Origin of the sequence: Cryobacterium sp. BB736 (assembly GCF_014980265.1) — a bacterium.
Lineage (GTDB): Bacteria > Actinomycetota > Actinomycetes > Actinomycetales > Microbacteriaceae > Terrimesophilobacter.
On the sequence record NZ_JABXWQ010000002.1, the window covers coordinates 180,121 to 203,629 of the forward strand.

Below are 23,509 nucleotides of genomic sequence, written 5' to 3' on the forward strand. Positions count from 1 at the left end.
CCATGTGGACCGGCACGCTGGAGGTCGACCTCCTGCTCGGCGACGTGCACTCGCTGAAGGAGAAACGGTCGGTTGTGCGCCCCATCATCGCCGAGGTGAAACGGCGATACCAGCTGTCGGTTGCCGAGGTCGGGCATCAGGAGCTGTACCGGCGCACGGCGGTCGGGGTTGCGGTTGTCGCTGCGGACCGCGCGCACGTGGTCGAGGTGCTCGACGAGGTCGAGCGGATGCTCGTCGGCCGCCCCGACACCGAGCCGCTCTCGGTGCGCCGCCGGTTGATCAGCTCCGACGACGACTGACCGCCGAATGCACAACAGGCGTGGACAGCGTCGCGCCCAGCAGGGAGGATCTTCAGCATGATCCCGACGCCGTCCGATCCCGTCGCACCGATGCTCGCCAAGGCCGTCACCGCTGTGCCGGAACCCGACTCGGTCGACGGCGGCCTGAGCTACGAGCCGAAATGGGACGGCTTCCGCGCCATCATCTACTTCGACGGCGACACGGTCGAGATCGGCAGCCGCGGCTCGAAGATGCTCACCCGCTACTTCCCCGAACTGACCGATGCGTTCGCCCGCCTCCTGCCCGGACCATGCGTGCTCGACGGCGAAATCGTGGTGCCGACCGGCGAACCGGGCAACCAGAAACTTGATTGGGAGACGCTCAGCCAGCGCATCCACCCGGCGGAGAGCCGCGTCCGGAAGCTGTCGGTCGAGACGCCGGCGATGTTCGTCGCCTTCGACCTCATCTCGGTCGGCGACCGCAGCCTTCTCGATGCGCCGTTCTCCGAGCGTCGCGCCGAACTCGAGTCGTTCCTCGACTCCGTGGACGACCCGATCAAGCTCAGTCAGGTGACCCAGGATGTCGAACTCGCCCGCAGGTGGCTCGTGGAGTTCGAGGGCGCGGGCCTCGACGGGGTGGTCGCCAAGCCGCTCGCCCAGGGTTACGTGCCGAACAAGCGCCTGATGCTGAAGGTCAAACACCAGCGGACAGCGGATGCCGTCGTCCTCGGCTACCGGGTGCACAAGAGCGGGCAGGGTGTCGGGTCGCTGCTGCTCGGGCTGTACGACGACGATGGCACGCTGCTGAATGTCGGCGGCATCAGCGCATTCAGCGACAAGGTGCGGCTGCAACTGGTCGAGGAACTCGACCCCCTCGTCATCCGCGACGCCGAAGGCAAAGCCGAGCTCGGCGAGACCGATCGCAGCCGCTTCTCCTCCGGCCGGGATGTGTCGTTCGTGCGGCTCGAGCCGACCGTCGTCGTTGAGGTGAAGTACGACCAGATGGAGGGCAGGCGCTTCCGGCACACCGCCCAGTTCCTGCGCTGGCGCCCCGATCGGGACGCGCGGTCCTGCACCTTCGACCAGCTTGAGCGGCCGATCGCCTACGACCTGGGCGGCGTGCTCGCCTGAGGTGCCTCGCGGCTCAGGTCAGCACATCCCGAGTGGTGAACCGCCCGAACGCGAGCGCGCCGAACACCGCAAGGTAGCCGAGCTGCAGCAGCGCGTTCGACGCAAGAGAACTCCACTCGATCGGCTGCCGCAGCAGGTCGGAGAAGCCCAGCCAATAGTGGGTGAACAGCCACGGGTGCAGCCACTCGAGCTGCGGCAGGTTGTCCAGCACCTGCGACACGATCGACAGCACAACCGTGGCCGCCATCGCGCCCACCGGCACATCGGTGAGCGTCGAGACGAACAGCCCGATCGCGGCGAACCCGAGCAGCGAGATGGTGATGTAGCTGGTGATCAGCAGCAACCGGATGAGCGACTCGCCGATCTCGATCGTGTCACCCGAGAGCAGGGTCACCGGCCCGACCGGGAAAAGCGCCAGCCCGATGAGCGTGCCGGCGAGCGCGATGGTGAGCGTCGCGCACGCACAGAACACCGCCACCACCGCGTACTTGACCACGAGCAGTCTCGCCCGGCCGGCCGGGGCGATTAGCAGGTAGCGCAGGGTGCCGGACTGCGACTCCCCCGCGATGCTGTCGCCTGCGACGACTCCGACGGTGAGCGGCAGGAACAGCGGGATGCACACCACGAGCGCGGTGACCGCCACGAACAGGCCGTTGCTCGTGATGCTGTCGAGAAACGGTGGGCCGCGCCCAGGTGGCGGTTCCACCGCGGTGACCCGCACCGCCACCGCGATCAGCACCGGCACCGCGGCGAGCGCGACCAGCATCGCCCAGGTCCGGCGGCGCCGGAACAGCAGGGTCAGCTCGGATGCGAGCAGCGCAAGCAGCAGAGGCTGGCGGGCGGTGTGCACCTCGTCAGCCTGGACCGCCCGCACGGCGGGCTCACTGGGCAACGTCGAACCCCTCACCGGTCAGCTCCACGAACCGCTCCTCGAGGCTGGCACTCTCCATGCTGAACCCCCGCACGCGCACGCCGTCCGCGACGAGCGCGGCGACGATGTCCTCCGGCGTCACGGCCGGCTCGGCGGGCCCGGAGCTGACCAGCCCCGCGGCGGTGTCAACAGCAGGGTGCATGCCGAGCCGTTCCAGCACGGCCCTGGCGCGCGCGACATCCGGGGTTCGCACGTTCACCGTCGCCGACCCATTCGACCGCAGCGCGTCGACCCTGCCCTGCGCGACCAGCCGTCCCGCGCTCAGCACCGCGATGTGGCTGCACAGCTGCTCGACCTCGCTGAGCAGGTGGCTGGACACGAACACCGTCGTCCCGTCATCGGCGAGCGTGCGCACCAGGTTTCGCACCTCACGCGTACCCTGCGGGTCGAGGCCGTTCGTCGGCTCGTCCAGCACCAGCAGGTCGCGGGGCATGAGCAGTGCGTTCGCGATGCCGAGCCGCTGCTTCATCCCGAGCGAGTACTCCCCCACCTTCTTGCGTGCCGCGCTCGTCAAGCCGACCCGGTCGAGCGCATACGCCACCCGCCGTGCTCGGCTGACCCGAGTCGCGAACGGGTTGGCATGGTCCAGCCGGTTCAGGTTGGCCGCACCGGAGAGGTACGGGTAGAACGCCGGCCCCTCGACGAGTGCGCCCACTCTGGGCAGCACCGTGGCCGCCGCGCCCGGCATCTCCTCGCCGAGCAGAGCGATCCGCCCAGCGAATGCGGCGGCGAGGCCGAGCAGCATCCGGATGGTGGTGGTCTTCCCCGACCCATTCGGGCCGAGAAACCCGAATACGCTGCCCGCTGGCACCGCGAGATCGACGTCAGCCACAGCCAAGCGCGTTCGGAAGCGCTTGCTCAGCCCGCTGGTCTCGATCGCGAGCCGGCTCTCAGAGGGCACTGCCGCTCACTGACCGGATGCCAGGGACAGCAGGGTCTCCGGCGGAACCGCGCCCATCAGCACGCTTCCGTCGTCGGTCACGAGGACGCTCACCAGCGCGGTGCTGATCAGCCGCCCGCCCGGCACCGTGGTGCTGAGCTGCTGCAACTGCGGCGACTGCAACGCGTCGACCGGTGCGCTGCCGGCCGGGAGCACGACCACCGTTTCCCAGCCCCTGCCGAGAGTGGTCGGCTCCTCACCCGAGTCAGCTCGCTTGTCGCCTTCCGCCTTCTTGGCGTGCTCGGTAACTGTGGTGCCGGGCGGCGGGGTGAACTCGAACCGCTCGGCCGGCGGCGTCTCGAGCGTGATGTCGGTGAACGCCACAGTGGCCGCCGGGGCCGCCTGGCCCACGGCGAAGACGGTGACTGCCAGCGGTAGGCCGGTCTCCCCGTCGACGGCAATCGTGACCATGTCGACCAATGTCGCTTCAGTACGCGGATCCAGCTCGAGTTGGTACGCGGCTCGTCCGGCCACTGATGTCGTGTCGCCCAGGGTCACCTCCGTCGACGGGTCGGCCGTGTCTAGGAAGCGTGCGGCGAGGTCTTCCGGGGTCATCCCCATGTGCTGCGGGTCCATGTCGGAGTGTCCGGATGCGGCATCCGGCACCGCGAAGTGGGTCGCCGTCTGGGTGGAGGAGTCGTAGAGCCACGCGTCGGCGCCGTTTCGCACCAGGTCGCGTTCGTCGAAGCGCTCCATCACCTGGACCCGCGCCTTGCTGGGGCCATCCACATAGACCCGCACGGTGTGAGAACCGGCGAGCAGGTCGAGGGCGGCCGCAACATCGTCGCCGGTCGGCGTACCGACATCCGGGAGCTCCGGCAGCCCCAGCTCGCTGTGCTGTTCGAGGGTGCCGGAGAACGCGTCAACCGTGTGACCGGCAACAAGCGCGAGCACCTGCTCCGGGGTCTTCCCGGGCAGGTCGACGCTGCTGGCGGCGCTCACACCGAGCACCCCTGCCGCGACGACCGCCGGTGCGACGATCGCGGGCAGCCAGCGGGACTGCTGCCAAACCACCGTGCTCTCCTCGTTGAAAACTCGTGTGAAGGCTACGCCCACCGGAAAGGGCATTCAACGAGTCTGGGTGCACTCCCAGTCGGCCTGCTCAGTCAGGCTTGCGCGCCCTGCTCGGCTGCACGCGCGGCGGCTCGCCGGGCATCTTCGGGTAGTCAGGCGGGAACGGCAGTTCGCCCAGCCCGTTCGCCAGGTCGCGTTCCCACCAGCCGAGCAACTCGTTGATCGTGCCGGGGTCGGCTCCGAAGTCCGACCACGGGTCGCCCACCGTGCGCAGCCGCTCGGGCATGGTCAGGATGGTGTGCTTCTTCGGGTCGGTGTTCTCCAGCTCGTCCCAGCTGATCGGGCAGGACACCGGTGCGTGCGGCAGCGCGCGCGGACTGTACGCGCCGGCCATGGTGCGGTCGCGGTTTGCCTGGTTGAAGTCGACGAACACCTTCTCGCCGCGCTCCTCCTTCCACCACGAGGTGGTGACGGCATCCGGCATCCGCCTCTCCAGCTCACGCGCGGCCGCGATCACGGCATGCCGCACGTCGAGGAACTCCCGCACGGGCTTGATCGGCGCGAAGACGTGGATGCCGCGGTTGCCTGAGGTCTTCAGGAAGGCGGTGAGGCCCGCCTCGGCGAGGATCGCCCGCAGCTCGATCGCCGCCGGGATGGCGTCGTCGAAGTCGGTTCCTGGCTGCGGGTCGAGGTCGACACGCAGCTGGTCAGGGTTGTCCGAGTTGCTGCCACGCGACGGCCAGGGGTGGAAGACGACCGTGTTCATCTGCACCGCCCAGACCGCGACGGCCGGCTCATCGATGACGAGCTGCGGATGCGAGCGCGCGCTCGGGTAGATGACCATCTCGGACCGGACGTAGTCGGGTGCGCCCTTCGGCGGGTTCTTCGCGTAGAAGCGCTCGCCCTCGATCCCGTCTGGGAAGCGCTCGAGGGTCACCGGCCGGTCGCCATTCGCAGTGACGAAGGCGTCGCCTACATCGACGATGTACTTGGCGAGATCTAACTTGGTGATGCCGAGTTCTGGGTAGATCACCCGGTCGGGGCTTGAGATGCGCACGTCGCGCTGGCCGTTTGGCCCCGGGACTGTAAGGACGACCGCGTCGCTTGCCATGCCCCCAACCTAGACGGTGCGCCTCGCATGGTCGAGGGTGGCTGCGATGCCATCGGCGTACGGCGTCGGCGTGACGCCGAAGGTCGACTCGAACGTATTCGAGTCGAATAGGTACGACTCGGTGTTCTGGTAGCGCAACTCCATCACCTCACGCGCAGCCGACATGAACAGCCCGCCGATCCGCATCATTCCTGGACCCATCACCGAGACGTCCCCCGCAGCGAGCATGGCGACGTAGTCGGTGCCTGTCCGGGCGGGCGCAGCGGTCGGCATGTGCCAAGTTCCGCCAGCCGCCCGCTCATCTGTTCCGATGAGGGCGAGTGCGCGACCGATGTCGGGCGTGTAGGTCATCGAGTGCGGCTTTGTGGCATCGAACATCCAGACCGGGCGCTTCCCGCGCGCGGCATTGTCGACGGCCATCATGTTGAAAACGCTGGTCGCCGCGCCCGGGCCGTAGAAGTCGGCGCTGCGTGCGACCGTGACCGTGACGCCGCTCGCGCGAGCGTCGTCCAGCATCCGGAGCAGTCCGGCCCGCACCTCGCCCTTCTTGCTAGTCGGTCGGATCGGTGTCCGCTCGGTCATCGGACCGATCGTGCGCCCGTACGAGTAGACGTTGTCGAGGAACACGAGGTGCGTACCGTTGATGCGTGCCGCTTCGATGGCGTTGCCCATCACGATCGGCCATTCGCGTCGCCACACGCCCAACCGATACTGCAGCCCGACAAGCAGGTAGGCGACGGCCGCACCGTCGAGCGCGTGCGTGACCGCGTCCCGGTCGAGAATGTCGCCGATGATCGAGCGCACGCCGGGCGTTTCTGACGGCCGGCGGCCGAACGAGGCGACGTCGATTCCCAGCCCGAGCAATTGGGTCGCGGTCTCACGTCCCACCGCTCCGTTGCCTCCGAGTAGGACGTGTGTTGTCATTGCGTTTCTCCTGTTGTTGGTTGTGCCGGCGACTGGTCGACCGGAAAGGCGGCCGCCGATTCGTTCTCTTGCGCGATTCGCCTGAGCCCGGCGATGAGGGCGTCGCCGAGCACTGTGCCCGCGACCATCAGTTCTGTCACCGATTCGGTGTCGTGCCGCGATTGCAGGGCAAGGATGTCCGCTTTCGCAAGCCGCTCTGCAGCTGCCGCGTAGCTCGCCAGAAAATCATCCGGGAGCGCGAAGTCGATCGAGTCGAAGCCGTCGAGCACGCGGGCAGCCATCGCGATGCCGGGGTTCTGGTCCGAGTACCCCCAGCCACTCGACTTCGCCAGCTCAGTGACGCGCTCGCGTGAGGATGAGGAGCCGGCATCGCGGTGCGCGGCCCCCATGGCGTGCTGTGCGGCCTCGAAGGCGTATGCAGGAGCATCCGGATGCTCGTCTACGGCGGCAAGCACGCGGCCCGCCTCTGCAACCGACAGTCCCCCGGTCTCGAGCAGTGCGCGCACCAGCTTCACGCGCTTCACGTGGGATTCGTCGTACACGGTTTGATTCGTCGCGATGCGCGCGCCCTCGTGGACCAGCCCCTCGCGAATGTAGTACTTCAGTGTCGTCTGGCTGACGCGTGCCCGGTCGGCCGCTTCGGAAATCCTCACACACTGATAGTAGCACTATCGAGAGTGTCGCTACCAGCAGCCGCGACCTACCATCGAGCCGTGGCACTCCTTGAGCGCGACTCCGCAATGACGCAACTCGACGCCGACCTTGCCCTGGTTCGTGCAGGGGCAGGGCGGATGGTGCTTGTCGGCGGCGAGGCGGGCATCGGCAAGTCCGCCCTTGTGTCTGCATTCGTGGGGGCGAACGCCGATTCGGTCAGGGTGCTCGTCGGACGCTGCGACCCGATCGAACCGGCGCCAGCTCTGGGGGCGGTCGTGGAGATTCTGGGACGAATCCGCCGCGACCTGGCAGAACGCGCACGATCGGACCCGGACCTGTTCGCTACCGCGAGCACCTTCCTGTCGCAGGTCGCCTCGCAGCCGACGGTCGTCGTCGTTGAGGACGTCCATTGGGCGGACGGGGCAACCCTGGACGTGCTCGTGCACGTCGCTCGGCGACTCGCCACCGCCCCGGTGCTGCTGATTGTGACTTTCCGGTCTGACGAGGTCGGGAACGAGCATCCGCTTCGAATTGCTCTTGGGCGTCTGGCCGGCATAAGGCAGAACCGCATTGCGGTACCGCCGTTGTCGCTCGACGCCGTCGCCGAACTGGCGGCCGGCGTCGACATCGACGCGGCGAGGCTGCGTGAGGTGACCAGCGGCAACCCGTTCTACGTCACCGAGGTCATCGCATCCGGCCTGGACGACGTGCCCGCGGCCGTCGCCGACAGCGTGCTGGGTCGAGCACGCCGGCTGTCGCCCGCCGCGCGTCGCACGCTCGAACTGATCTCGGTCATGCCATCCGGGTGCAGCCTGCTGCGACTCGAACGGCTGAGCGCCCAGCCAGCGGCGATCGACGAGTGTGTAGAAGACGGAATCCTGATCGCCACCGATGGTTGGCTCGGCTTTCGCCACGAACTAGCGCGGAGGGCGATCGAGCAGACTGTGCCGCCCGCCGAGAGGCGGGGTTTGCACTCACACATCCTCGCTCAGCTCGAATCCTTCTCGGACGCGGGAGCCGTGGAACTCGCCTTGCACGCACGCGGAGCGCACGATCGCGTGGCCATCGTGACGCACTCGCTGGATGCCGCACGGGAGGCGGCCGCGCACGGTGAGCGACGGGCAGCAGCGAGTCACTTCCGGGCAGTAGTGGAGAACAGCAGCGGCACCTCCCCCGAGCTGGCCGAGGCTCTCGAGGGTCATGCTGCCGCTTGTCTGGCGCTCGGCGACGCGGATGCGGCAGTGACGAGCTTCGACAGCGCAGCCGACATTCTCGATCGACTTGGCCAGCCGACCCGTGCGGGGGTGGCCCGCGTGATGGCGTCGTCCGCGACCTGGAGCGCCGGTCGCGGGCCGGAAGCACACGATCGGATCGCTCGTGCCCTCACGGTGCTCGAACAGGTCGGCGGCGAGCCGTACGCGCTCGCTCTGTCACAGGCCGCGACGCTGGCGATGCTCGCGCGCGACAACGCGACCGCCGTGACCCTGGGCCGTGCGGCGATCGACCTCGCGGGCGAAGAGGGCGCTGAGCGGGTGCTTTCCCGCGCTTACAACGCTGTCGGCTCGGCCCAGCTCTTCCTCGCACCGGATGAGGCGGAGCACACCCTGATGAAGGCGCTCGAGCACGCCCGTGCGGCTGCGGAACCGTCCCTCGTCGCCGTTGCCCTGAGCAACCTCGGGTCAGGTTCGGGTGAGATTCGCCGGTACAGCGCAGCGCAGAGGTGGTTGGATCAGACCATCGAGTGGAGCGAGTCGCGTGACCTGGACGCGAGCGCCGATTACGCGACAGCGTGGAAGGCACGCGTGCTGCTCGAGCAGGGGCGATGGGCGGAGGCGGCAGCGCTCGCGAACGCCGTCGTCTCGCGAGCCTGCCCGGTCATCGCGCGGATCGTCGCCTCCACGGTGCTCGCGTTGATCCGATCGCGTCGAGGAGACCCCGGTGCCCGGGAAGCCCTCGACGAGGCGTGGACGCTGGCCGAGGCGACCGGTGATCTGCAGCGCGTGTGGCCGGCCGCGGTGGCGAGCGCCGAATTCGAGTACTGGGCGGGCGGCGACGTCACGCGCACTGACCGGCTGGAGTCGGCGCTGGAGCTTGCACACCGGTACGACCACGGGTGGGCGATCGGAGAGCTCGCGAGCTGGCTGCAGCGGGCGGGTGAGACGCCGGATGCGCGCGGCGCGGCCGCTCCGTACGCCGCCTGGCTGGCCGGCCGATTCGATGAGGCAACGACCGCGTGGCAGGAGATCGGATGCCCATTCGAGTCGGTCCTCGTGCGGCTCGACCAAGGGTCAACCCACGCGCTCCGCGAGGCACTGGACGGCGCCATCGCCCTGGGCGCCTCGCGGGCGACCGCTCGCATCCGACGGGAACTGCGGACACGCGGCATCCGGAACCTGCCGCGCGGCGCGATGGAGACCACGCGGGCGCACCCGGCCGGTCTGACGGCCCGCGAGAGCGAGGTGCTCGGGCTGCTGTCGGAGGGCCTGACCAACGCGGACATTGCGCGCCGACTGGTGGTCTCGGTGCGCACCGTCGACCATCACGTCTCGGCGGTGCTGCAGAAACTGCAGGTCGACTCGCGTCGGGCCGCCGCACGGATCGGCAGTGCGGACGACAGCACGAAATAGGCAATCGTCACCCATGTGGCGGGGCCTCCGGCAGCGAAAGCTGGGCTGTGCCGGCGCACGGCCGGCCCGAACTGGAGGTCATGATGCCCCGCTACCTGATCGAGCGCACCTTCCCGGACGGTCTCAGCATTCCGCTGGACGCGGCCGGGAGCAACGCCTGCATGTCGGTTGTCGGCAACAATGCGAGCCGCGAGGTCACCTGGCTGCACTCGTACGTGACGCCCGACAACGGCAAGACGTTCTGCGTGTACGACGGACCCAACCCGGAGGCGATCCGGGAGGTGGCCGAGTTGAACTCGCTGCCGATCGACAACATCACCGAGGTGCGAGTGCTCGACCCGTACTTCTACCAACCCTGAAGCAGCCCAGGCTCCCGGCGGCCAGCCGCCCGGCAGTCGTTCCTGTCCGACGCTCAGCGCTCAGGCTTAGGGTGCCTGCCATGGGAGTCACTGCACTGACGCTGGTCCGCCACGGCGAGAGCATCGGCAATATCGCCGCGTCCAAGGCCGAATCCAGCGGAGCCGAGGAGATCGAGCTTCCGTCCAGGGATGCGGACGTCCCGTTGAGCGAGACAGGCGTCGAACAGGCGGATGCGCTCGGCCGCTGGCTGCAATCGCTCTCCGACGATGAGTTCCCGGATGTGGTCTGGTGCTCCCCGTACGTCCGGGCGCTGGAGACGGCGCAGCGCCTCAGGGTGAATCAGCGCCGCGACCTCGACCTCATCGTCGATGAACGGCTTCGCGACCGCGAGCTCGGCATCCTCGACGCGCTGACGAAGCACGGCATCATCGCCCGCTACCCAACCGAAGCCGCCCGGCGTCAGCATCTCGGCAAGTACTACTACCGCCCGCCCGGCGGGGAGTCGTGGGTGGACGTCGCTTTCCGGCTGCGCGCGGCGCTCGGTGACATCGACCGGCTCGAGCCCGACCGCACAGTGCTCATAGTCGCCCACGACGCGGTCGTCACCATCATCCGGTCGCTGTGCGAACGACTCACCGAACCCGAGATCCTCCAGCTGGCCCGGTCGACCCCGGTGCTCAACGCGTCGGTGAGTCGGCTCGTGCGGGTCGACGGTTCCTGGACGGTTGACTCCTACAACGTCGTCGAGCACCTGCAGGATGCCGGTGCCGCAGTGACAGCGCACACCGGGGATCGGGATGCCTTCCCACACTGAGCCGCTCACGCCGAACGCGCTGCGGGAGTGGCCACTGCCCAGCGGGGCGGGTTCGAAGTACGACCGCGGCGCCATCCTGGTGGTCGGCGGGGCGCGCCGCTCCCCCGGCGCTGCGATGCTGGCTGGACTCGCCGCGCTGCGCGTCGGGGCCGGCCGGCTCACCATCGCCGTCGCAGAATCCGTTGCGATTGGCGTCGCCGTCGCCGTGCCGGAATCGGGCGTGATCGGCCTGGCCGAGGACGCCGCCGGTTCCGTGCGCGGCAACGGGCTTGACCGGCTGGAAGACGAACTGGCCCGCGCGGACGCTGTCGTCGTCGGTCCCGGCCTGGATGACGCGCACGAGGCGATCACGCTCGTGAGTGAGCTGCCGAAACTGGTCGGGCGTTCGACTCCGGTCCTCCTCGACGCGTACGCGCTCGCGGCGATTCCGCACGTCGTCGAGCAGGTCGGCGAGCTGCGCGGGCGCCTGGTGCTGACACCGAACGAGGGTGAGGCAAGCAGGCTGCTCGGGCGAGATCTCGAAGATCGCGCCGACGACCTGCGCCGCATCGCCGAGCGCTTCGGCGCGGTTGTGACGAGCTTCGGCCATATTGCGGCGCCCGATGGGCGGATGTGGGTCGATGACTCCGGTCAGGGCGGCCTCGGCACCTCGGGGAGCGGTGACGTGCTCGCCGGCGCCATCGGGGGTCTGCTCGCTCGCGGCGCCTCGGTCGAGCAAGCGGCCTGTTGGGGCACCCACCTGCACGCTGCATCCGGTGATCGCCTGGCCGCTCGCATCGGCCCAACCGGCTACCTGGCGCGCGAACTCGTCGACGAACTTCCCAGCGTTCTGCAGGAGCTCGGCCAGCAGGTGTAGAGGCGCTGTTCAGATAAGAGCCAGCGGACTCCCGCGAAGCGGTCAGACCAGCGCAGGCGTCCGCGCAGGTTGCGGTGCTTAGGTTCAGCCAAACCCCGAACGAGGCCACATGAGACAAGAGCCAGCGAAACGACCCGAGTCGCGCTTCGCGGCCAGCCCGGTTAAGCCGTCGCTGCCCACCATGCGCATCGGCGTGATCGCACCGTGTGCAGTGCCGATCCCGCCGCCCCGGTACGGCGGCATCGAGATGGTCATCGACCAGCTCGTTCACGGAATCGCCACTCACGGGCATGAGCCGGTCCTTTTCACCGTCGGGGAATCGACCCACCCGGCTGAACGCCGCTGGTCCTTCGATAAGGCCGCTGGCACACCCGAGCCGCCCATGCTCGCGCTGCGTCACTCCCGCGACGCGTACAAGAGCCTGCGCGATGTCGACGTGATTCACGACCACACGAGTGTCGGTCCGACGATGGTCGGCTCGCACCCGGCGGGCATTCCGGTCTCTGCGACACTGCACGGGGAATGCATCCCAAGCCAGGTCGACGCGCTGGCACCCGTCGACGACCGGGTGTCACTGATCGCTATCTCTCACGACCAGCGGCGGAGCGCTCCTGGGCTCCGCTTCCGCCAGGTCATCCATCACGGAATCGACGTCGAACAGTACAGCGAGGGCGACGGCTCGGGCGACTATGTGCTGTTCCTGGGCCGGATGGAACCCACGAAGGGCGCCCACCGCGCCATCGACATTGCACGCAAAGCCGGGCATCGTATCCTGATCGCCGCGAAGATGTGGGAACCGAGCGAGCGAGCCTACTTCCGCGAGTACGTCGAACCTCGCCTGGGCTCGGATGCCGAATACATCGGGGAGGTGGGACCGGAACAGAAGATCGAACTCCTGCAGAACGCCAGGGCGCTCGTCAATCCGATCCGGTGGCGCGAACCGTTCGGTCTGGTCATGATCGAGTCGTTGGCCTGCGGCACACCGGTGCTTGCGTTCCCGGGTGGCGCCGCTCCGGAGATCGTCGACGACGGCGTCACCGGCTACCTGCGCGATGACGAGGATGAACTCGCTGACGCACTCGCCGCCGTCGACCGGCTCAACCGCGATGACTGCCGCGACGCGGCGGTGAGGCGGTTCTCGACCGAGCGGATGGTTCTCAGGCACCTCGCGCTTTACGCGGCAATGCTGGGCAGCGAGCAGATCAACGACGGACTCATCCAAGCCGAGTAGAGATGGCTGACACCACACAATTCGAAGGAACCATCCCTGTGCCCGCCGTCCACGGACCGCAGGCGGGAGTGTCCCTGATCAGCGGCCGGTCCTTCGCGCTGTCCGACGGTGACGGCAACATGTCCCCCCTGTTCACCCAGGGACTGTTCGTGCTCGACACCCGCATCCTCTCCAACTGGGTGCTCACGGTCGCCGGTGCTGTGACGGAACCGCTGGGACTCGACGCCCCCTCCCCGTTCGTGAGGACGTTCGTCGGCCGCGGGCGTCCTCAGATCGGGCACGCGGATGCCGACATCGTCGTGTTCCGGCGTCGCGCCTTCGCGGACGGCATGAAGGAACTCATCGAGATCACCAACCACGGGCTGGAACCGACCGTGCTGGAGGTCGCGCTCGACGCGGACTGCGACTTCGCCGACCTCTTCGAGGTCAAGGAGTCGCGCCGGGTGGAGCGCGAGCGTGAGTGTCGGGTCGACGGCTCCCGGCTGGAGTTCCGCCGTGCCGGAGACACCGACCGCGCGGTTGACGTCGACTTCGGCGGCACCGCGTCGGTGACCCAAACGGGTGCTCGTTGGGAGGTGTCTCTCGAGCCGCGGGAGACGTGGCGTCAGGTCGTGTCCGTCGCCTCGACTCACCACGGGACCCTGGTCGGTCCGTTCGGCCCGCTCGCCAGCAATCAGGAGGCCGCTCGGGAACTGGAGGAGCAGCAGCAGAGCTTCTGGCTAGACGTGAAGAGCGACAACATCGAGTTGGTTCGCACCCTACGACGCACGGCGGATGACTTAGCTGCCCTGCGCATCCGCGATGAGGGTCACCCTGACCTCCCCCTCATCGCAGCCGGCGCACCGTGGTTCATGACCCTGTTCGGCCGCGACTCGCTGCTGACCTCGTGGATGGCGCTGATCGTCGACCCGTCGCTGTGCGCCGGGGTGCTGCAGACTCTCGCTCGGCTGCAGGGCACGCGGGTCGACCAGAGGTCTGGCGAGGAACCGGGCAAGATCCTGCACGAAGTGCGGTACACCGGCACCGCCGCCCGCACCATCGATGAGGCAGACATCTACTACGGCTCAGTCGATGCGACACTCCTCTTCGTCATCGTCGCCGCGGAACTGCAGCGCTGGCACCCGGACCCTGAGTTGCTGGATCGGCTGCTGCCGCACATCGACGCGGCGATGAACTGGATCGAGAACTACGGGGACCGGGACGGCGACGGGTTCGTCGAGTACGAGCGGGTCGGCGATTACGGCCTGGTGAACCAGGGCTGGAAGGACTCGTGGGACGCCATCCGGCACGCCGACGGCGCGCTCGCGACCGGTTCGATCGCACTGTGCGAGGTGCAGGCCTACACGTATGGTGCGTACCTGGCCCGAGCCGAGCTGGCGGCGCTGGCCGACGACCACGAGCTGCGCCAAGACTGCCTCGAGAAGGCGGCGCGCCTGCGTGAGAAGTTCAATGCCGAATTCTGGGACCCGGATGCCGGTTGCTTCGCACTCGCACTGGATGGCCAGAAACGGCGGGTCGCGGTCGCGTCCTCCAACGTTGGCCATTGCCTCTGGATGGGCATCGTCGACGACCGGTACGCAGCAACCGCCGCCGAACGACTGCTGAGTTCCGGGATGGACAGCGGGTGGGGCATCCGCACGCTCGACGCCAACGCGCGCGCCTACAACCCGGTCAGCTACCACAACGGTTCGGTGTGGCCGCATGACAACGCCATCTGCGCGTGGGGGTTGTCGAGATATGGGTTCCACGAAGCGGCGATGACTGTTATCGAGCGGCAACTCGATGTCGCTGTCGAGTTCGACGGCCGACCGCCGGAGTTGTTCGCCGGTTTCTCCCGGGACGAACTGGGTGAGCCGGCCGTCTACCCGTCGTCATGCTCGCCTCAGGCGTGGTCGGCGGCTTCCCCGCTGCTGTGGCTCCGCACGATTCTCCAGCTTGAGCCCGTCCCATCCGAGGGGCGTTTCTGGATCTCTCCCGACCTGCCTGGGTGGGTGCACCGCCTGCACCTGGACGGCATCGCGTTGGCCGGCCGAAGGATTCGCATTGACTTGGGCGATGACCGGGTCGCGATCGGCGGCACCGGCGACCTCGCCATCATGCCCGCCGCTCGGCCGGTGTTCGATCCGGCTCACGAGCTCCGCACAGCCGGAGTGACCGACTCGAGTTGGCGCCGATGACCCCGCACACTTGGCTCATCGACCTCTCCCCCGAGGAGTGCACGCGGCTGCTCGCCGAGTCACGGCTCGGCCGGCTCGGTGTCGTCATCGAAGGGCGACCGGAGATCTTCCCGGTCAACCATGTGATCGATGCCGATACCGGCTGTGTCACCTTCCCGACCGGGGTCGGAGCCAAGCTGAACGCCGCGCTGCAATGGCCGTGGGTGTCGTTTGAGATCGACGGGTCGGACACGAATGCCGAGGGCTCCTGGAGTGTGCTGGTGGTCGGTCAGGCCGAGGAGATCACCGACGAGGAGGTGATCGCGAGACTCGCGGAGCAGCGCGGCATCCGAGTCAAGTGGATCACGGGCGCGGGCGTCCGCTGGCTTCGCATCCGACCGACCAAGGTGAGCGGGCGAAGGATCACCGTGGGCGAGTCCTGACTCGCCGCGCGCGTCGCTGGTGCCTGGCCATAGAATTCGACGCATGGTCTACTTCTCACCGGAGTTGGTGTCGTTGACTGACACGACTCTGCAGACCGCTCTCGGCACCATTTCCGAGACCGGCGCTGAACTGCTGGCATTCGCGATCGTCGAGAAGGACGGCCACCGAGCGCTGCACCGCTTCACGACCGAAAGCCCGAGGGACAGCGCGGGAGTCGCTCGAGACTTCGCCGCATCACAGGACGACGCCGACCGGATCGCCGTCGCAAGCGTCGACCTCGTCGACGTCGGAGGCGAGCGGTTCGATGCGGTGGTGGTCGAGGCCTGGGACCTCATCCACAAGCAGGTCCAGGTGGTCGGGCAGCGATACGACACCGCCGGCGCGGCCGGCGCGCCGATCCTCCTCGATCACTCCGGGGCGGAAGGCACCTGACTCACGAATCACCGTCGGATGTGATTGTTCATCATCCGCACTTCACGCCATGCTGATCTCATGGAGGCACGTAAGCCCGACCGCGCACTGATCGCGGTCATCGCCGTCATCGCTGTGCTCGTGGTTGTCGCAGTCATCGTGGTGTTCGGTCGCGGCGAGCCCGAGTTGCTCGATGCGGACACGCCGGAGGGTGTCGTGCAGCGCTACTCGGCCGCGGTGATCGAAGGCGACGAGGAAACCGCGCAGCAGTACCTCAGCCAGGAGGTCTTGGACGACTGCCAATTCGTGGAGTCCCAGCTCCCGGACGGGAGCGTTCGCGTGACCCTGCTCTCCACGGACATCCGCTCCGAGACGGCGGACGTCGGCGTGCTCGTCGCCGTGACGAGTGATCGCGGGCCGATCGGCGGCGGCGGCTGGGAGAGCGAGAGCGAATTCAAACTGGAGAACACCGACGGAACCTGGCGGATTGACCGTGCTCCGTGGGAGCTGACCATCTGCATCGGACGATAGGCGAAGAACATGACTGAGACACAGCCCCAGCCGAGCGCGCCCGTGCAGGCATCCGGAGCGGGCGCCACCGTACGGCGCATCGTCATCTATACCCTCCTGCTGATCCTCGTGATCACGGCGGCGATCGGCTTGGCTGGCCTGCTCGGCCGCCCCTTCGACACGGGCGGACGCACCGTCTTCGAACTCGACAACCTGTCGCGATCGCTCGCCTTCGCCCTGATCGCCGGCCCGCTCGCGCTCGTGCTGTGGTGGCTCAGCTGGCGACGACTCAGTGAGCCGGATGAGCGCAGGTCGATCTGGTGGGGCCTCTACCTGACGATCGCCCACACGATCTCGCTGATCACAGCCACGGTCGCGCTCCTGTCTTTTCTGGCGTCGCTGCTGAACCCAGAGTGGACCGTCTTTCCTGTAGGCGGCTTCGGCCGTCAGCTGTCGTGGGACCCGTACGCGCTGGCCAACGCGCTCGTCTGGGCGCTGGTGTGGGTGTGGCATCGCTGGATGCTGGCACACCGAGACAAGGGACCGGTCCGGATGCGCACCGTCCCAATCGTGCTCGGCTGGGTCTTCGGCCTGTCGCTCATCATCGGCGGCAGCATCAACCTGCTGTCGACGCTGGTCAACGAAGTGGTGGCGATCGCCACCAACACACCGTCGTTGGGCGCCCCGTGGTGGGTGTGGGCCCTGCAGGCGCTCATCTGGGCGGCCGGCGGCGCACTCGTCTGGTGGTTGCACTGGTACCGGGACGCCGGTCGCACGCTCAGCACCGTCTTCAATGCCGTGGCGCTGGTCATCATGGGAATCCTGTTGCCCACCGGTATGGCAATCGGCGGGACGGCGACCGTGCTCTACGTGCTTTTGACTCTGGTGGCCGGCAGCGGCGATCCGCTGAGCGTCACGCTGTGGCCCCTCGCCGGCGGGGTGTCCGCGGCGCTGATCGGCGCGCTTGTGCTGCTGTACCACCGCTCGGCAACCGCGCGCGAGAGTGTCATGCACGCGGGCCGCCTCGCCGTCTCCGGTGCGGCGCTCGCGGGCGCGGCAACCGGTGTCGGCATTGTGATCAATGCGACACTCGCAGCGATCACCCCGGCTCTCTACTTCGGCGACCCACGCTCGCTGCTCTTCGGCGGCATCGCGATCCTGGCCGTGAGCGCGCCCGTGTGGTGGCTGGTCTGGCGCCGAGTTCCGGTGTCGAGCGCCAAGCGGGTGTACCTCATCGTCGTGTTCGGCGTGAGCGCGCTCGTTGCGCTCATCACCCTGCTGGTGATCGGCTACCAGCTGTTCGTGTTCTTCCTCGACCCGATGAGCGGCGCCGGGCTGGTTGACAGCATCCGGGCACCACTTGGCATCCTGGTCTCCACCGTGCTGGTGTCCTGGTATCACTTCGCCGTCTGGCGGCACGATCGCGGCGCTGTCGTGCCAGGGGGCACCGTCAGCGCGATCGGCCGGGTGCTGCTCGTCACCGCTGACCACGGGCAGGGCGAGCGCATACGCGAGGCCACGGGCGCCAAGGTCACCGTGCTCGAGCGCGCGGACGCAGCGCCCGGAGTCGAACGCGACGTGGACAGAGTCGTTGCCGCGCTCGAGGGAGTGTCGGCACGGCATGTGCTGGTGCTGGATTCGCCGAGCGGCGTGCAGGTGGTCGACCTCAAGGACTGAGCACACGAGCCAACGCCAAGGCGGCTGTAACTTTCCCTCCAATTCCGTCGCTGGCTGCCTGGCCGACCTAGTCTGACGCGAAAGCGAGGGAGGAATCATGACCAGCAGGGAGACCGTTTCGACGCCCCGCAACCGCAATGTGTGGCTGATTGTGGGAATCGTGCTCGCGGTGCTTGGCGCCATCTGCGCCGCGATCGGCTTCATCGTCGGCTTGACTGGCACAGAGGGCATCGGCGAAGGTGCCCTGCGTGCGAGCCTGCTGATCATCGGTGCCATCATGTTCGGGGCTGGCATAGTGGGGATCATCACCGGATTGCTCAAGAAGAACCGTGCCTGAGCCGGCCGGGAGCATCACCCTCCCCCCGGGGAGACAACTCGCCCTCACCTGGTCGATCCCGCGCACCTACGGCGGCATGACCGGCGCACTCCTCCGCCGATCACGCGCGTTTGTCAGCTTGGCAGGAGCCAGTGTTGACGTGCTCACCTTCGACTACGGCCGCGACTACGACGCGGTGATCACACGGGAGACGAAACGCGGAACGCTCATCCCGGGCATCCGGATCGTCAATCTGTGGGACTACCTGGAGTCGCTCGAGAACTTCGATGACTTCCCCACCACGGCGACCGCGCCCGAACTGACTGTGCCGGAACGACTGCCACGGGGAACAATCCACCGCCTGCTGACGCGCCAGACCGAGACCAGGATGGCCGCCGACGGCACAACGGAACTGCAAGTCGACCACTACCGGCGCGACGGGACCCTGCTGGCCATCGACCTGCGCGACCGCAAGGTGCGTGGCACTGTCGGCGGACGCCAGATCGTGCTGTTCGACCGCGAGGGCAATCCGGTGCGCATCTGGCGGCGCATCTGGCAGCTGTACGCGGCCTGGCTCGACCACCTCATCGGCGACGAGCCCGCGATTGCGATTGTCGACAGCAAGATCGTCGCCCGGTTCGCGCGCACCTACAACCGCCCGAACGTCACAAAAGTGCACGTCATCCACAACTCGCACCTCGCGACGGCCGAGCGCCCATTCGGGCCGCTGCGGCCAAGTCGCGCGGAGGTCCTGACCAACCTCCACGACTTCGACGCCGTCGTCGCCCTGACGCACCGGCAGCGGGAGGACATCGAGGTGCTGTTAGGGCCGACCGATAACCTCGTCACGATCCCGAACGCCGTGTCGATGCCCGACCTGACCGGGGTTCCTGACCGCGATCCGTCCCGCGGCATCATGCTCGCCACGCTGGACTCGCGAAAGCGAATCGACCACGCCATTCGGGCGGTCGCTGCGGTTGGTGCCCCTGCGACACTCGACATCTATGGCGCTGGAACGCAACGCGCGCGTCTCGCGCGGCTCATCGCAGAGCTGGGGGCGGCAGACCGTATCCACCTGCGCGGCTTCGAGCCGGATGCGCGCCGGCACTTCCAGTCCGCATCCTTCCTGCTCCTCACCAGCGAGTTCGAGGGGTTTCCGCTGGTGCTGCAGGAGGGAATGGCGGCCGAATGCATTCCGATCGCGTACGACATCCCCTACGGTCCGAGCGACATCATCCGACACGGCGTGAACGGCTTTCTGGTACCGGCGGGCGACATCGACGCGGTTGCCGGATGCGTCACACAGCTCATTGCGATGCCGGAACCGGACCGGGAGCGGATGCGCGACGCGGCCCGATCGACTGCCCTTCAGTTCACCGACGAGGCGATCACGCGGCGGTGGGCGGCCGAACTGGACGCCGCCGTGGCGCGCAAGCAGGTGGGCGGCAGACGGTTCACGTTGGTGGCGGGCGATTGTCGGCTGTCCAAAGACGACGATGGCAGCGTGCGGGTGTCGGTCACCTTGAAGCTGGACCCCGCGCGCGTCACACCAGACGAAGTCACCATCGCCCTCGCCGGCAGCCAGCCGCTTGCCGAGCTGCGGGCACCCGCCGAGTTGCGCTCGCACTGGCTGCTTGCCGGACGGTACACCGCCACCGCGGTATTCAGCCCGGATCGGATCGGCTGGCTCGGTGAGCTCGAGTCGCTTGAACCGAGCGCACTGGTGCGATCCGGCGCGAGCGTGCGCCGCGCATCCGCGGGCGGGCAGAGCTAGCCGATCACGGGAGGTGGCGCGCTGGCCGGGGCTGCGACCTGCTCCGGCTCGGCGGGCCCGGTGTCCAGCCGGAACGGCGGGTACTCATCGCGCATCAGCGCAGCGTAGGTGGTGACCCGGTACAGCCAGCGATTGATGCCCATGATGAAGTCGAACAGAGCGACCCGGTAGCGGTTCGTGAACAGCAGGATCACGGCAGCGATCAGCACCAGCACCGTCAGCAGGGAGATGCCACCGGCCGGGTTGGGTCCGTCCCAGCGCTCCCAGCCCCAGCGCCACCCCCACCAGCCGGTCCACCAGCCGGCGCCACCGACGAGCGCCGCGACAACCAGGTAGTGCGGTATCGCCAGCAGCCACCACTTGACGAGGACGAGTCCGTGACTGAGCTTCTCGGGGTAGTCGACCGAGAAGTCCGCGGGGTAGTCGGTGCGCGCGAGGGTGAACGGTGGGTAGCGGTCGGTCGCCAGCGCGGAGTAGGAGTAGAAGCTGACCCGCCAGTTCCAGCGAAGCACGCCGACGTTGAAGTTGAACAGCGACCTTGGGTAGCGGCCGGTGAACAGGATCGCGAAGAAGGCGATGACTGTCGTGATCACGAAGGCCATCCACAGACCGGCAAGGATGATGAAGTGCGGGATGGCGAGCAGCCATTTGACGAGCCACAGCCAGCGCGATAGCCCGGGATCCAGCACACCGGTGAGCTGTGCCGGGTACGGACGGCGCTCCACCTCCGGGACAGGCGTGACGGAGGCCACGGTGGGCGCCGGGTATCCGTCGCCCGGAAGGCGTCGACCCAGCCCCATCGCTCCGATGACGGTCAGCGGAATGCCGATTACCAGCATCCCCAACCCGGCCAGAATCAGGCCGAGTGCGATCGGCGCGAGCAGGTCGCTGCGGATGCCCGCCTCGATTTCCACTGAGACGTCGCGGCTCGCATCGGCGTTCATGATCACGACCGACCAGTTGCCGGTTTGCACCGGCCAGACGATCTCCTGGGGGCCCGAGCCGGTTGCCGACTCGATCCAGATGTCCTCAGCGCTGGGCCGACCCGGTTCGCGTTCACCGGGAACGTCATTGCTGCTCACCCTGAAGCGGCCGTTGCCGACATCGACCTCGGTGTGCGCGACGTCATCGAGGTAGCGTGCCACCTCGCCGCTCGGGCCGACCCCCACGAAGATGTCCTCATCGCCCGTCGATTCGACCGATAGCCGCGCGGTTGCGATGTCGAACGGCAGCACGGTGCTCGTGTCCCGGTCGGTGAACCCGGTGCTCCGCGGCGATGTCAGCGCGTAGGTCGAGCTCGTGATGGTGTCGGGACCGGTGATGAAGTAGCCCTGGTCGTTCTGCTTGGCGGCAATGACGCCTGACCAGATGCCCGAGCTGAGCAGCCCGGCACCAATCAGGCTGAACACGATGCCGATCACCAGGAGGACGATGAATCCCGCGGCGCCTGACGACTGGACGGGCTGACCCGGCTGAGGCTGGCTGTGGGACATCCGGCACCTCCGTAGCGGACGTAGCGATTTGCGCCGGATGCTACGCCGAAAACACCGGAACCGTCTCAGCGTTCACGCATTTGAGCCGCAGAATGGAGGGGTGAACGGCATCCTGAGCGACGGCATCGGCCTCGCCGCGGGCGGCGCCAACGTCATCATGCAGCTATCCATGCTGCCGATAGGGCGTGGGGTCGTCGAGAGCCGGGTCGACGGCGGGCGTCTCGACCGGCATCCGCTCAAGCGCGCCCGCACGACGTTCACCTACCTGGCAGTCGCATCCGGGGGCACGGATGCGGAGAAGCGCGAACTGCGCCATCAGATCAGTCGGGTGCACGCGCAGGTGCGTTCTGACCCGGATGCGCCGGTGCCGTACTCCGCTTTCGATCAAGAGCTGCAACTCTGGGTGGCAGCCTGCATCTACTGGGGTGTGCGGGACGTGATGATCCGTCTGCACGGCCCGATGGACGACGCTGACGCGGAAGACTTCTACCGTCGGGCGGCTGCCTTCGGCACGACGCTGCAGATGCCAGAAGACCTGTGGCCGGAGAGTCTGCGCGCCTTCGACGAGTACTGGCACCGGAGCATCCGGGAGATCCGTATGGACGATCTGACGCGCGACTACCTGCAGCGGCTCGCCGAGTTGCGGTTCCTCCCCCGCCCGCTCGCCGCGCTGTTCGGCCCGGCGAACCGGTTCCTCACCCTGGGTTTCCTGCCAGAGGAGTTCCGCCGCGAGCTCGGCTTGCCGTGGACAAAGCGCCAGCAGGCACGCTTCGACCGCTGGCTGCGCCTCACGGCTTCCCTCAACCGGGTGACTCCTGGCGTGCTGCGCCGCTTCCCGTACAACCTGATGCTGTGGGACGCCAGGCGGCGCATTCGGCGCGGCGTGCCGATCATCTGAGTCTCCCGCACGGGTCTCGACAGTGGGCCGATGGGAGCGCACAATCGTCCTGTCGGGGACGATCGATCCCGACCGTCGTGTCAGCTCCCCGACACGACGAAAGGATGTGCATCGTGACCAGCGAAGAAACCCAAACCGACGCCGACCGGGCGCTCAAGGCCAAGCATCGGGCGATGTGGGCGTTCGGCGACTACGCGACCCTCGCATCCGACCTCATCGCGAGCCTCGGACCGGTGCTGGTTGAGGCAGCGGGAGTGAATCCCGGCGACCGCCTGCTCGATATCGCGGCTGGATCAGGCAATGTCGCGATCCCTGCCGCGCTCGCCGGGGCGGATGTGGTGGCGAGCGACCTCACACCGGAGCTCCTGCAGGCGGGCGAGCGTCAGGCCAAGGAGCGAGGAGCGACACTTGAGTGGCGGGAGGCGGACGCGGAGGCCCTCCCGTTCGCGGATGGCGAGTTCGACACGGTGCTGTCGTGCGTTGGCGTGATGTTCGCTCCGCACCATCAGGTGACCGCGGACGAAGCGCTCCGCGTGCTGAAGCCAGGCGGCACCCTCGGCCTGATCAACTGGACGCCGGAGGGCTACATCGGCCAGCTCTTCGCCACCATGAAGCCGTTCGCGCCGCCTCCCCCGCCCGGCGCTTCGCCGGGGCCGCTGTGGGGAAGCGAGGATCACATCCGGGAGCTGTTCGGAGATCGGCTGACCGACCTCGATATGCGCAGGCAGAAGGTCAGGATCGAGCACTTCTCGCGCGCAGAAGAGTTCAGGGACTACTTCAAGTCCCACTACGGCCCCACGATCGCCGCGTACAAGAACCTGGCGGACGACCCGGAGCGGGAGACCGAGCTCGACCGCCAGCTGGACGAACTCGCTCGCCGGGGTGGCCTCGACGACGACGGCAGCACGATGGAGTGGGAGTACCTGCTGGTCACCGCGCGCAAGCGCTGACCCTTCGGC

At 67.8% G+C, this 23,509-nt stretch carries 23 protein-coding genes; 16 read left to right on the plus strand and 7 right to left on the minus strand.

Features of this window, described 5'->3' with window-relative positions; all coding sequences use genetic code 11:
• The first annotated feature begins 2 nt into the window (after positions 1 to 2).
• Positions 3 to 299, plus strand: coding sequence for a DUF503 domain-containing protein (locus IRG63_RS07285; protein ID WP_168627100.1), 297 nt, complete (start codon positions 3 to 5; stop codon positions 297 to 299).
• 57 nt (positions 300 to 356) lie between these two features.
• The gene (locus tag IRG63_RS07290) at positions 357 to 1,409 is read left to right on the plus strand and encodes an ATP-dependent DNA ligase (RefSeq protein ID WP_227411911.1); all 1,053 of its coding nucleotides are present in this window, start codon (positions 357 to 359) and stop codon (positions 1,407 to 1,409) included.
• A 13-nt stretch (positions 1,410 to 1,422) separates the two neighbouring features.
• Here the strand turns inward: IRG63_RS07290 and IRG63_RS07295 are convergent, their stop codons facing one another.
• From IRG63_RS07295 to IRG63_RS07320, 6 genes are read right to left on the minus strand one after another with little or no spacing between them, the layout of a single operon-like run.
• Positions 1,423 to 2,283, minus strand: coding sequence for an ABC transporter permease (locus IRG63_RS07295; RefSeq protein ID WP_370566212.1), 861 nt, complete (start codon positions 2,281 to 2,283; stop codon positions 1,423 to 1,425).
• A 7-nt stretch (positions 2,284 to 2,290) separates the two neighbouring features.
• Entirely contained in the window at positions 2,291 to 3,241 is a 951-nt protein-coding gene (locus IRG63_RS07300; RefSeq protein ID WP_193509692.1) for an ATP-binding cassette domain-containing protein, read from the minus strand.
• A gap of 6 nt (positions 3,242 to 3,247) precedes the next feature.
• Positions 3,248 to 4,348, minus strand: coding sequence for a DUF2092 domain-containing protein (locus IRG63_RS07305; protein ID WP_193509693.1), 1,101 nt, complete (start codon positions 4,346 to 4,348; stop codon positions 3,248 to 3,250).
• Between the two features lie 34 nt (positions 4,349 to 4,382).
• A complete protein-coding gene (ligD, locus tag IRG63_RS07310) occupies positions 4,383 to 5,405 on the minus strand; it encodes a non-homologous end-joining DNA ligase (protein ID WP_193509694.1) in 1,023 nt (340 codons plus the stop codon).
• Between the two features lie 9 nt (positions 5,406 to 5,414).
• Complete coding sequence (locus IRG63_RS07315) at positions 5,415 to 6,329, minus strand: NAD-dependent epimerase/dehydratase family protein (RefSeq protein WP_193509695.1); 915 nt, start codon at positions 6,327 to 6,329, stop codon at positions 5,415 to 5,417.
• Complete coding sequence (locus IRG63_RS07320; RefSeq protein ID WP_193509696.1) at positions 6,326 to 6,982, minus strand: MerR family transcriptional regulator; 657 nt, start codon at positions 6,980 to 6,982, stop codon at positions 6,326 to 6,328. The genes IRG63_RS07315 and IRG63_RS07320 overlap by 4 nt, the downstream gene beginning before the upstream one ends.
• Positions 6,983 to 7,042: 60 nt before the next feature.
• On the opposite strand from IRG63_RS07320, the gene IRG63_RS07325 reads away from it, so the two are divergent.
• The 12 genes from IRG63_RS07325 (at position 7,043) to IRG63_RS14070 (ending at position 20,159) form a co-directional block, all read left to right on the plus strand.
• Positions 7,043 to 9,610, plus strand: coding sequence for a LuxR family transcriptional regulator (locus tag IRG63_RS07325; RefSeq protein ID WP_193509697.1), 2,568 nt, complete (start codon positions 7,043 to 7,045; stop codon positions 9,608 to 9,610).
• Between the two features lie 83 nt (positions 9,611 to 9,693).
• Positions 9,694 to 9,969, plus strand: a complete 276-nt coding sequence (locus IRG63_RS07330; RefSeq protein WP_168627092.1) for a DUF4242 domain-containing protein — start codon at positions 9,694 to 9,696, stop codon at positions 9,967 to 9,969.
• An 80-nt stretch (positions 9,970 to 10,049) separates the two neighbouring features.
• Positions 10,050 to 10,784, plus strand: a complete 735-nt coding sequence (locus IRG63_RS07335; RefSeq protein ID WP_168627091.1) for a histidine phosphatase family protein — start codon at positions 10,050 to 10,052, stop codon at positions 10,782 to 10,784.
• Positions 10,768 to 11,640: an NAD(P)H-hydrate dehydratase gene (locus IRG63_RS07340; RefSeq protein ID WP_193509698.1), complete on the plus strand. Its 873-nt coding sequence runs from the start codon at positions 10,768 to 10,770 to the stop codon at positions 11,638 to 11,640. Before IRG63_RS07335 ends, IRG63_RS07340 begins: the two co-directional genes overlap by 17 nt.
• A gap of 109 nt (positions 11,641 to 11,749) precedes the next feature.
• Entirely contained in the window at positions 11,750 to 12,871 is a 1,122-nt protein-coding gene (locus IRG63_RS07345) for a glycosyltransferase family 4 protein (protein ID WP_193509699.1), read from the plus strand.
• 2 nt (positions 12,872 to 12,873) lie between these two features.
• Positions 12,874 to 15,048: a glycogen debranching N-terminal domain-containing protein gene (locus IRG63_RS07350; RefSeq protein ID WP_168627088.1), complete on the plus strand. Its 2,175-nt coding sequence runs from the start codon at positions 12,874 to 12,876 to the stop codon at positions 15,046 to 15,048.
• Positions 15,045 to 15,470, plus strand: a complete 426-nt coding sequence (locus IRG63_RS07355) for a pyridoxamine 5'-phosphate oxidase family protein (protein ID WP_193509700.1) — start codon at positions 15,045 to 15,047, stop codon at positions 15,468 to 15,470. The genes IRG63_RS07350 and IRG63_RS07355 overlap by 4 nt, the downstream gene beginning before the upstream one ends.
• A 43-nt stretch (positions 15,471 to 15,513) precedes the next feature.
• Positions 15,514 to 15,903 carry a hypothetical protein gene (locus IRG63_RS07360; RefSeq protein ID WP_168627086.1) on the plus strand — a complete coding sequence of 130 codons (390 nt, stop codon included), beginning with the start codon at positions 15,514 to 15,516 and terminating at the stop codon, positions 15,901 to 15,903.
• Positions 15,904 to 15,963: 60 nt separating this feature from the next.
• The gene (locus tag IRG63_RS07365; RefSeq protein ID WP_168627085.1) at positions 15,964 to 16,413 is read left to right on the plus strand and encodes a hypothetical protein; all 450 of its coding nucleotides are present in this window, start codon (positions 15,964 to 15,966) and stop codon (positions 16,411 to 16,413) included.
• A 9-nt stretch (positions 16,414 to 16,422) separates the two neighbouring features.
• Positions 16,423 to 18,069, plus strand: a complete 1,647-nt coding sequence (locus IRG63_RS07370; RefSeq protein ID WP_193509701.1) for a DUF5671 domain-containing protein — start codon at positions 16,423 to 16,425, stop codon at positions 18,067 to 18,069.
• Positions 18,070 to 18,166: 97 nt separating this feature from the next.
• Positions 18,167 to 18,406 carry a hypothetical protein gene (locus IRG63_RS07375; RefSeq protein ID WP_168627083.1) on the plus strand — a complete coding sequence of 80 codons (240 nt, stop codon included), beginning with the start codon at positions 18,167 to 18,169 and terminating at the stop codon, positions 18,404 to 18,406.
• Positions 18,399 to 20,159 carry a glycosyltransferase gene (locus tag IRG63_RS14070; protein WP_193509702.1) on the plus strand — a complete coding sequence of 587 codons (1,761 nt, stop codon included), beginning with the start codon at positions 18,399 to 18,401 and terminating at the stop codon, positions 20,157 to 20,159. The genes IRG63_RS07375 and IRG63_RS14070 overlap by 8 nt, the downstream gene beginning before the upstream one ends.
• Here the strand turns inward: IRG63_RS14070 and IRG63_RS07385 are convergent.
• On the minus strand, positions 20,156 to 21,652 hold the full coding sequence (locus IRG63_RS07385; RefSeq protein WP_193509703.1) for a DUF4389 domain-containing protein: 1,497 nt from the start codon (positions 21,650 to 21,652) through the stop codon (positions 20,156 to 20,158). The genes IRG63_RS14070 and IRG63_RS07385 overlap by 4 nt on opposite strands.
• A gap of 100 nt (positions 21,653 to 21,752) precedes the next feature.
• Between IRG63_RS07385 and IRG63_RS07390 the strand changes: the two genes are divergently transcribed.
• Both IRG63_RS07390 and IRG63_RS07395 read left to right on the plus strand, forming a co-directional pair.
• On the plus strand, positions 21,753 to 22,550 hold the full coding sequence (locus tag IRG63_RS07390) for an oxygenase MpaB family protein (protein ID WP_210422800.1): 798 nt from the start codon (positions 21,753 to 21,755) through the stop codon (positions 22,548 to 22,550).
• Between the two features lie 104 nt (positions 22,551 to 22,654).
• Positions 22,655 to 23,500 (plus strand): class I SAM-dependent methyltransferase, encoded by an 846-nt coding sequence (locus tag IRG63_RS07395; protein ID WP_193509704.1) that lies wholly within the window; start codon positions 22,655 to 22,657, stop codon positions 23,498 to 23,500.
• The last annotated feature ends 9 nt before the right edge of the window (positions 23,501 to 23,509 follow it).

Excerpts from the sequence above, each read along its gene's own strand:
- IRG63_RS07285 (WP_168627100.1), top strand. The coding sequence starts at position 3 with ATGTGGACCGGCACGCTGGAGGTCGACCTCCTGCTCGGCGACGTGCAC.
- IRG63_RS07290 (WP_227411911.1), top strand. The coding sequence starts at position 357 with ATGATCCCGACGCCGTCCGATCCCGTCGCACCGATGCTCGCCAAGGCC.
- IRG63_RS07305 (WP_193509693.1), bottom strand. The coding sequence starts at position 4,348 with ATGCCCTTTCCGGTGGGCGTAGCCTTCACACGAGTTTTCAACGAGGAG.
- ligD (WP_193509694.1), bottom strand. The coding sequence starts at position 5,405 with ATGGCAAGCGACGCGGTCGTCCTTACAGTCCCGGGGCCAAACGGCCAG.
- IRG63_RS07315 (WP_193509695.1), bottom strand. The coding sequence starts at position 6,329 with ATGACAACACACGTCCTACTCGGAGGCAACGGAGCGGTGGGACGTGAG.
- IRG63_RS07330 (WP_168627092.1), top strand. The coding sequence starts at position 9,694 with ATGCCCCGCTACCTGATCGAGCGCACCTTCCCGGACGGTCTCAGCATT.
- IRG63_RS07335 (WP_168627091.1), top strand. The coding sequence starts at position 10,050 with ATGGGAGTCACTGCACTGACGCTGGTCCGCCACGGCGAGAGCATCGGC.
- IRG63_RS07340 (WP_193509698.1), top strand. The coding sequence starts at position 10,768 with ATGCCTTCCCACACTGAGCCGCTCACGCCGAACGCGCTGCGGGAGTGG.
- IRG63_RS07345 (WP_193509699.1), top strand. The coding sequence starts at position 11,750 with ATGAGACAAGAGCCAGCGAAACGACCCGAGTCGCGCTTCGCGGCCAGC.
- IRG63_RS07350 (WP_168627088.1), top strand. The coding sequence starts at position 12,874 with ATGGCTGACACCACACAATTCGAAGGAACCATCCCTGTGCCCGCCGTC.
- IRG63_RS07355 (WP_193509700.1), top strand. The coding sequence starts at position 15,045 with ATGACCCCGCACACTTGGCTCATCGACCTCTCCCCCGAGGAGTGCACG.
- IRG63_RS07360 (WP_168627086.1), top strand. The coding sequence starts at position 15,514 with ATGGTCTACTTCTCACCGGAGTTGGTGTCGTTGACTGACACGACTCTG.
- IRG63_RS07365 (WP_168627085.1), top strand. The coding sequence starts at position 15,964 with ATGGAGGCACGTAAGCCCGACCGCGCACTGATCGCGGTCATCGCCGTC.
- IRG63_RS07370 (WP_193509701.1), top strand. The coding sequence starts at position 16,423 with ATGACTGAGACACAGCCCCAGCCGAGCGCGCCCGTGCAGGCATCCGGA.
- IRG63_RS07375 (WP_168627083.1), top strand. The coding sequence starts at position 18,167 with ATGACCAGCAGGGAGACCGTTTCGACGCCCCGCAACCGCAATGTGTGG.
- IRG63_RS07385 (WP_193509703.1), bottom strand. The coding sequence starts at position 21,652 with ATGTCCCACAGCCAGCCTCAGCCGGGTCAGCCCGTCCAGTCGTCAGGC.
- IRG63_RS07395 (WP_193509704.1), top strand. The coding sequence starts at position 22,655 with ATGTGCATCGTGACCAGCGAAGAAACCCAAACCGACGCCGACCGGGCG.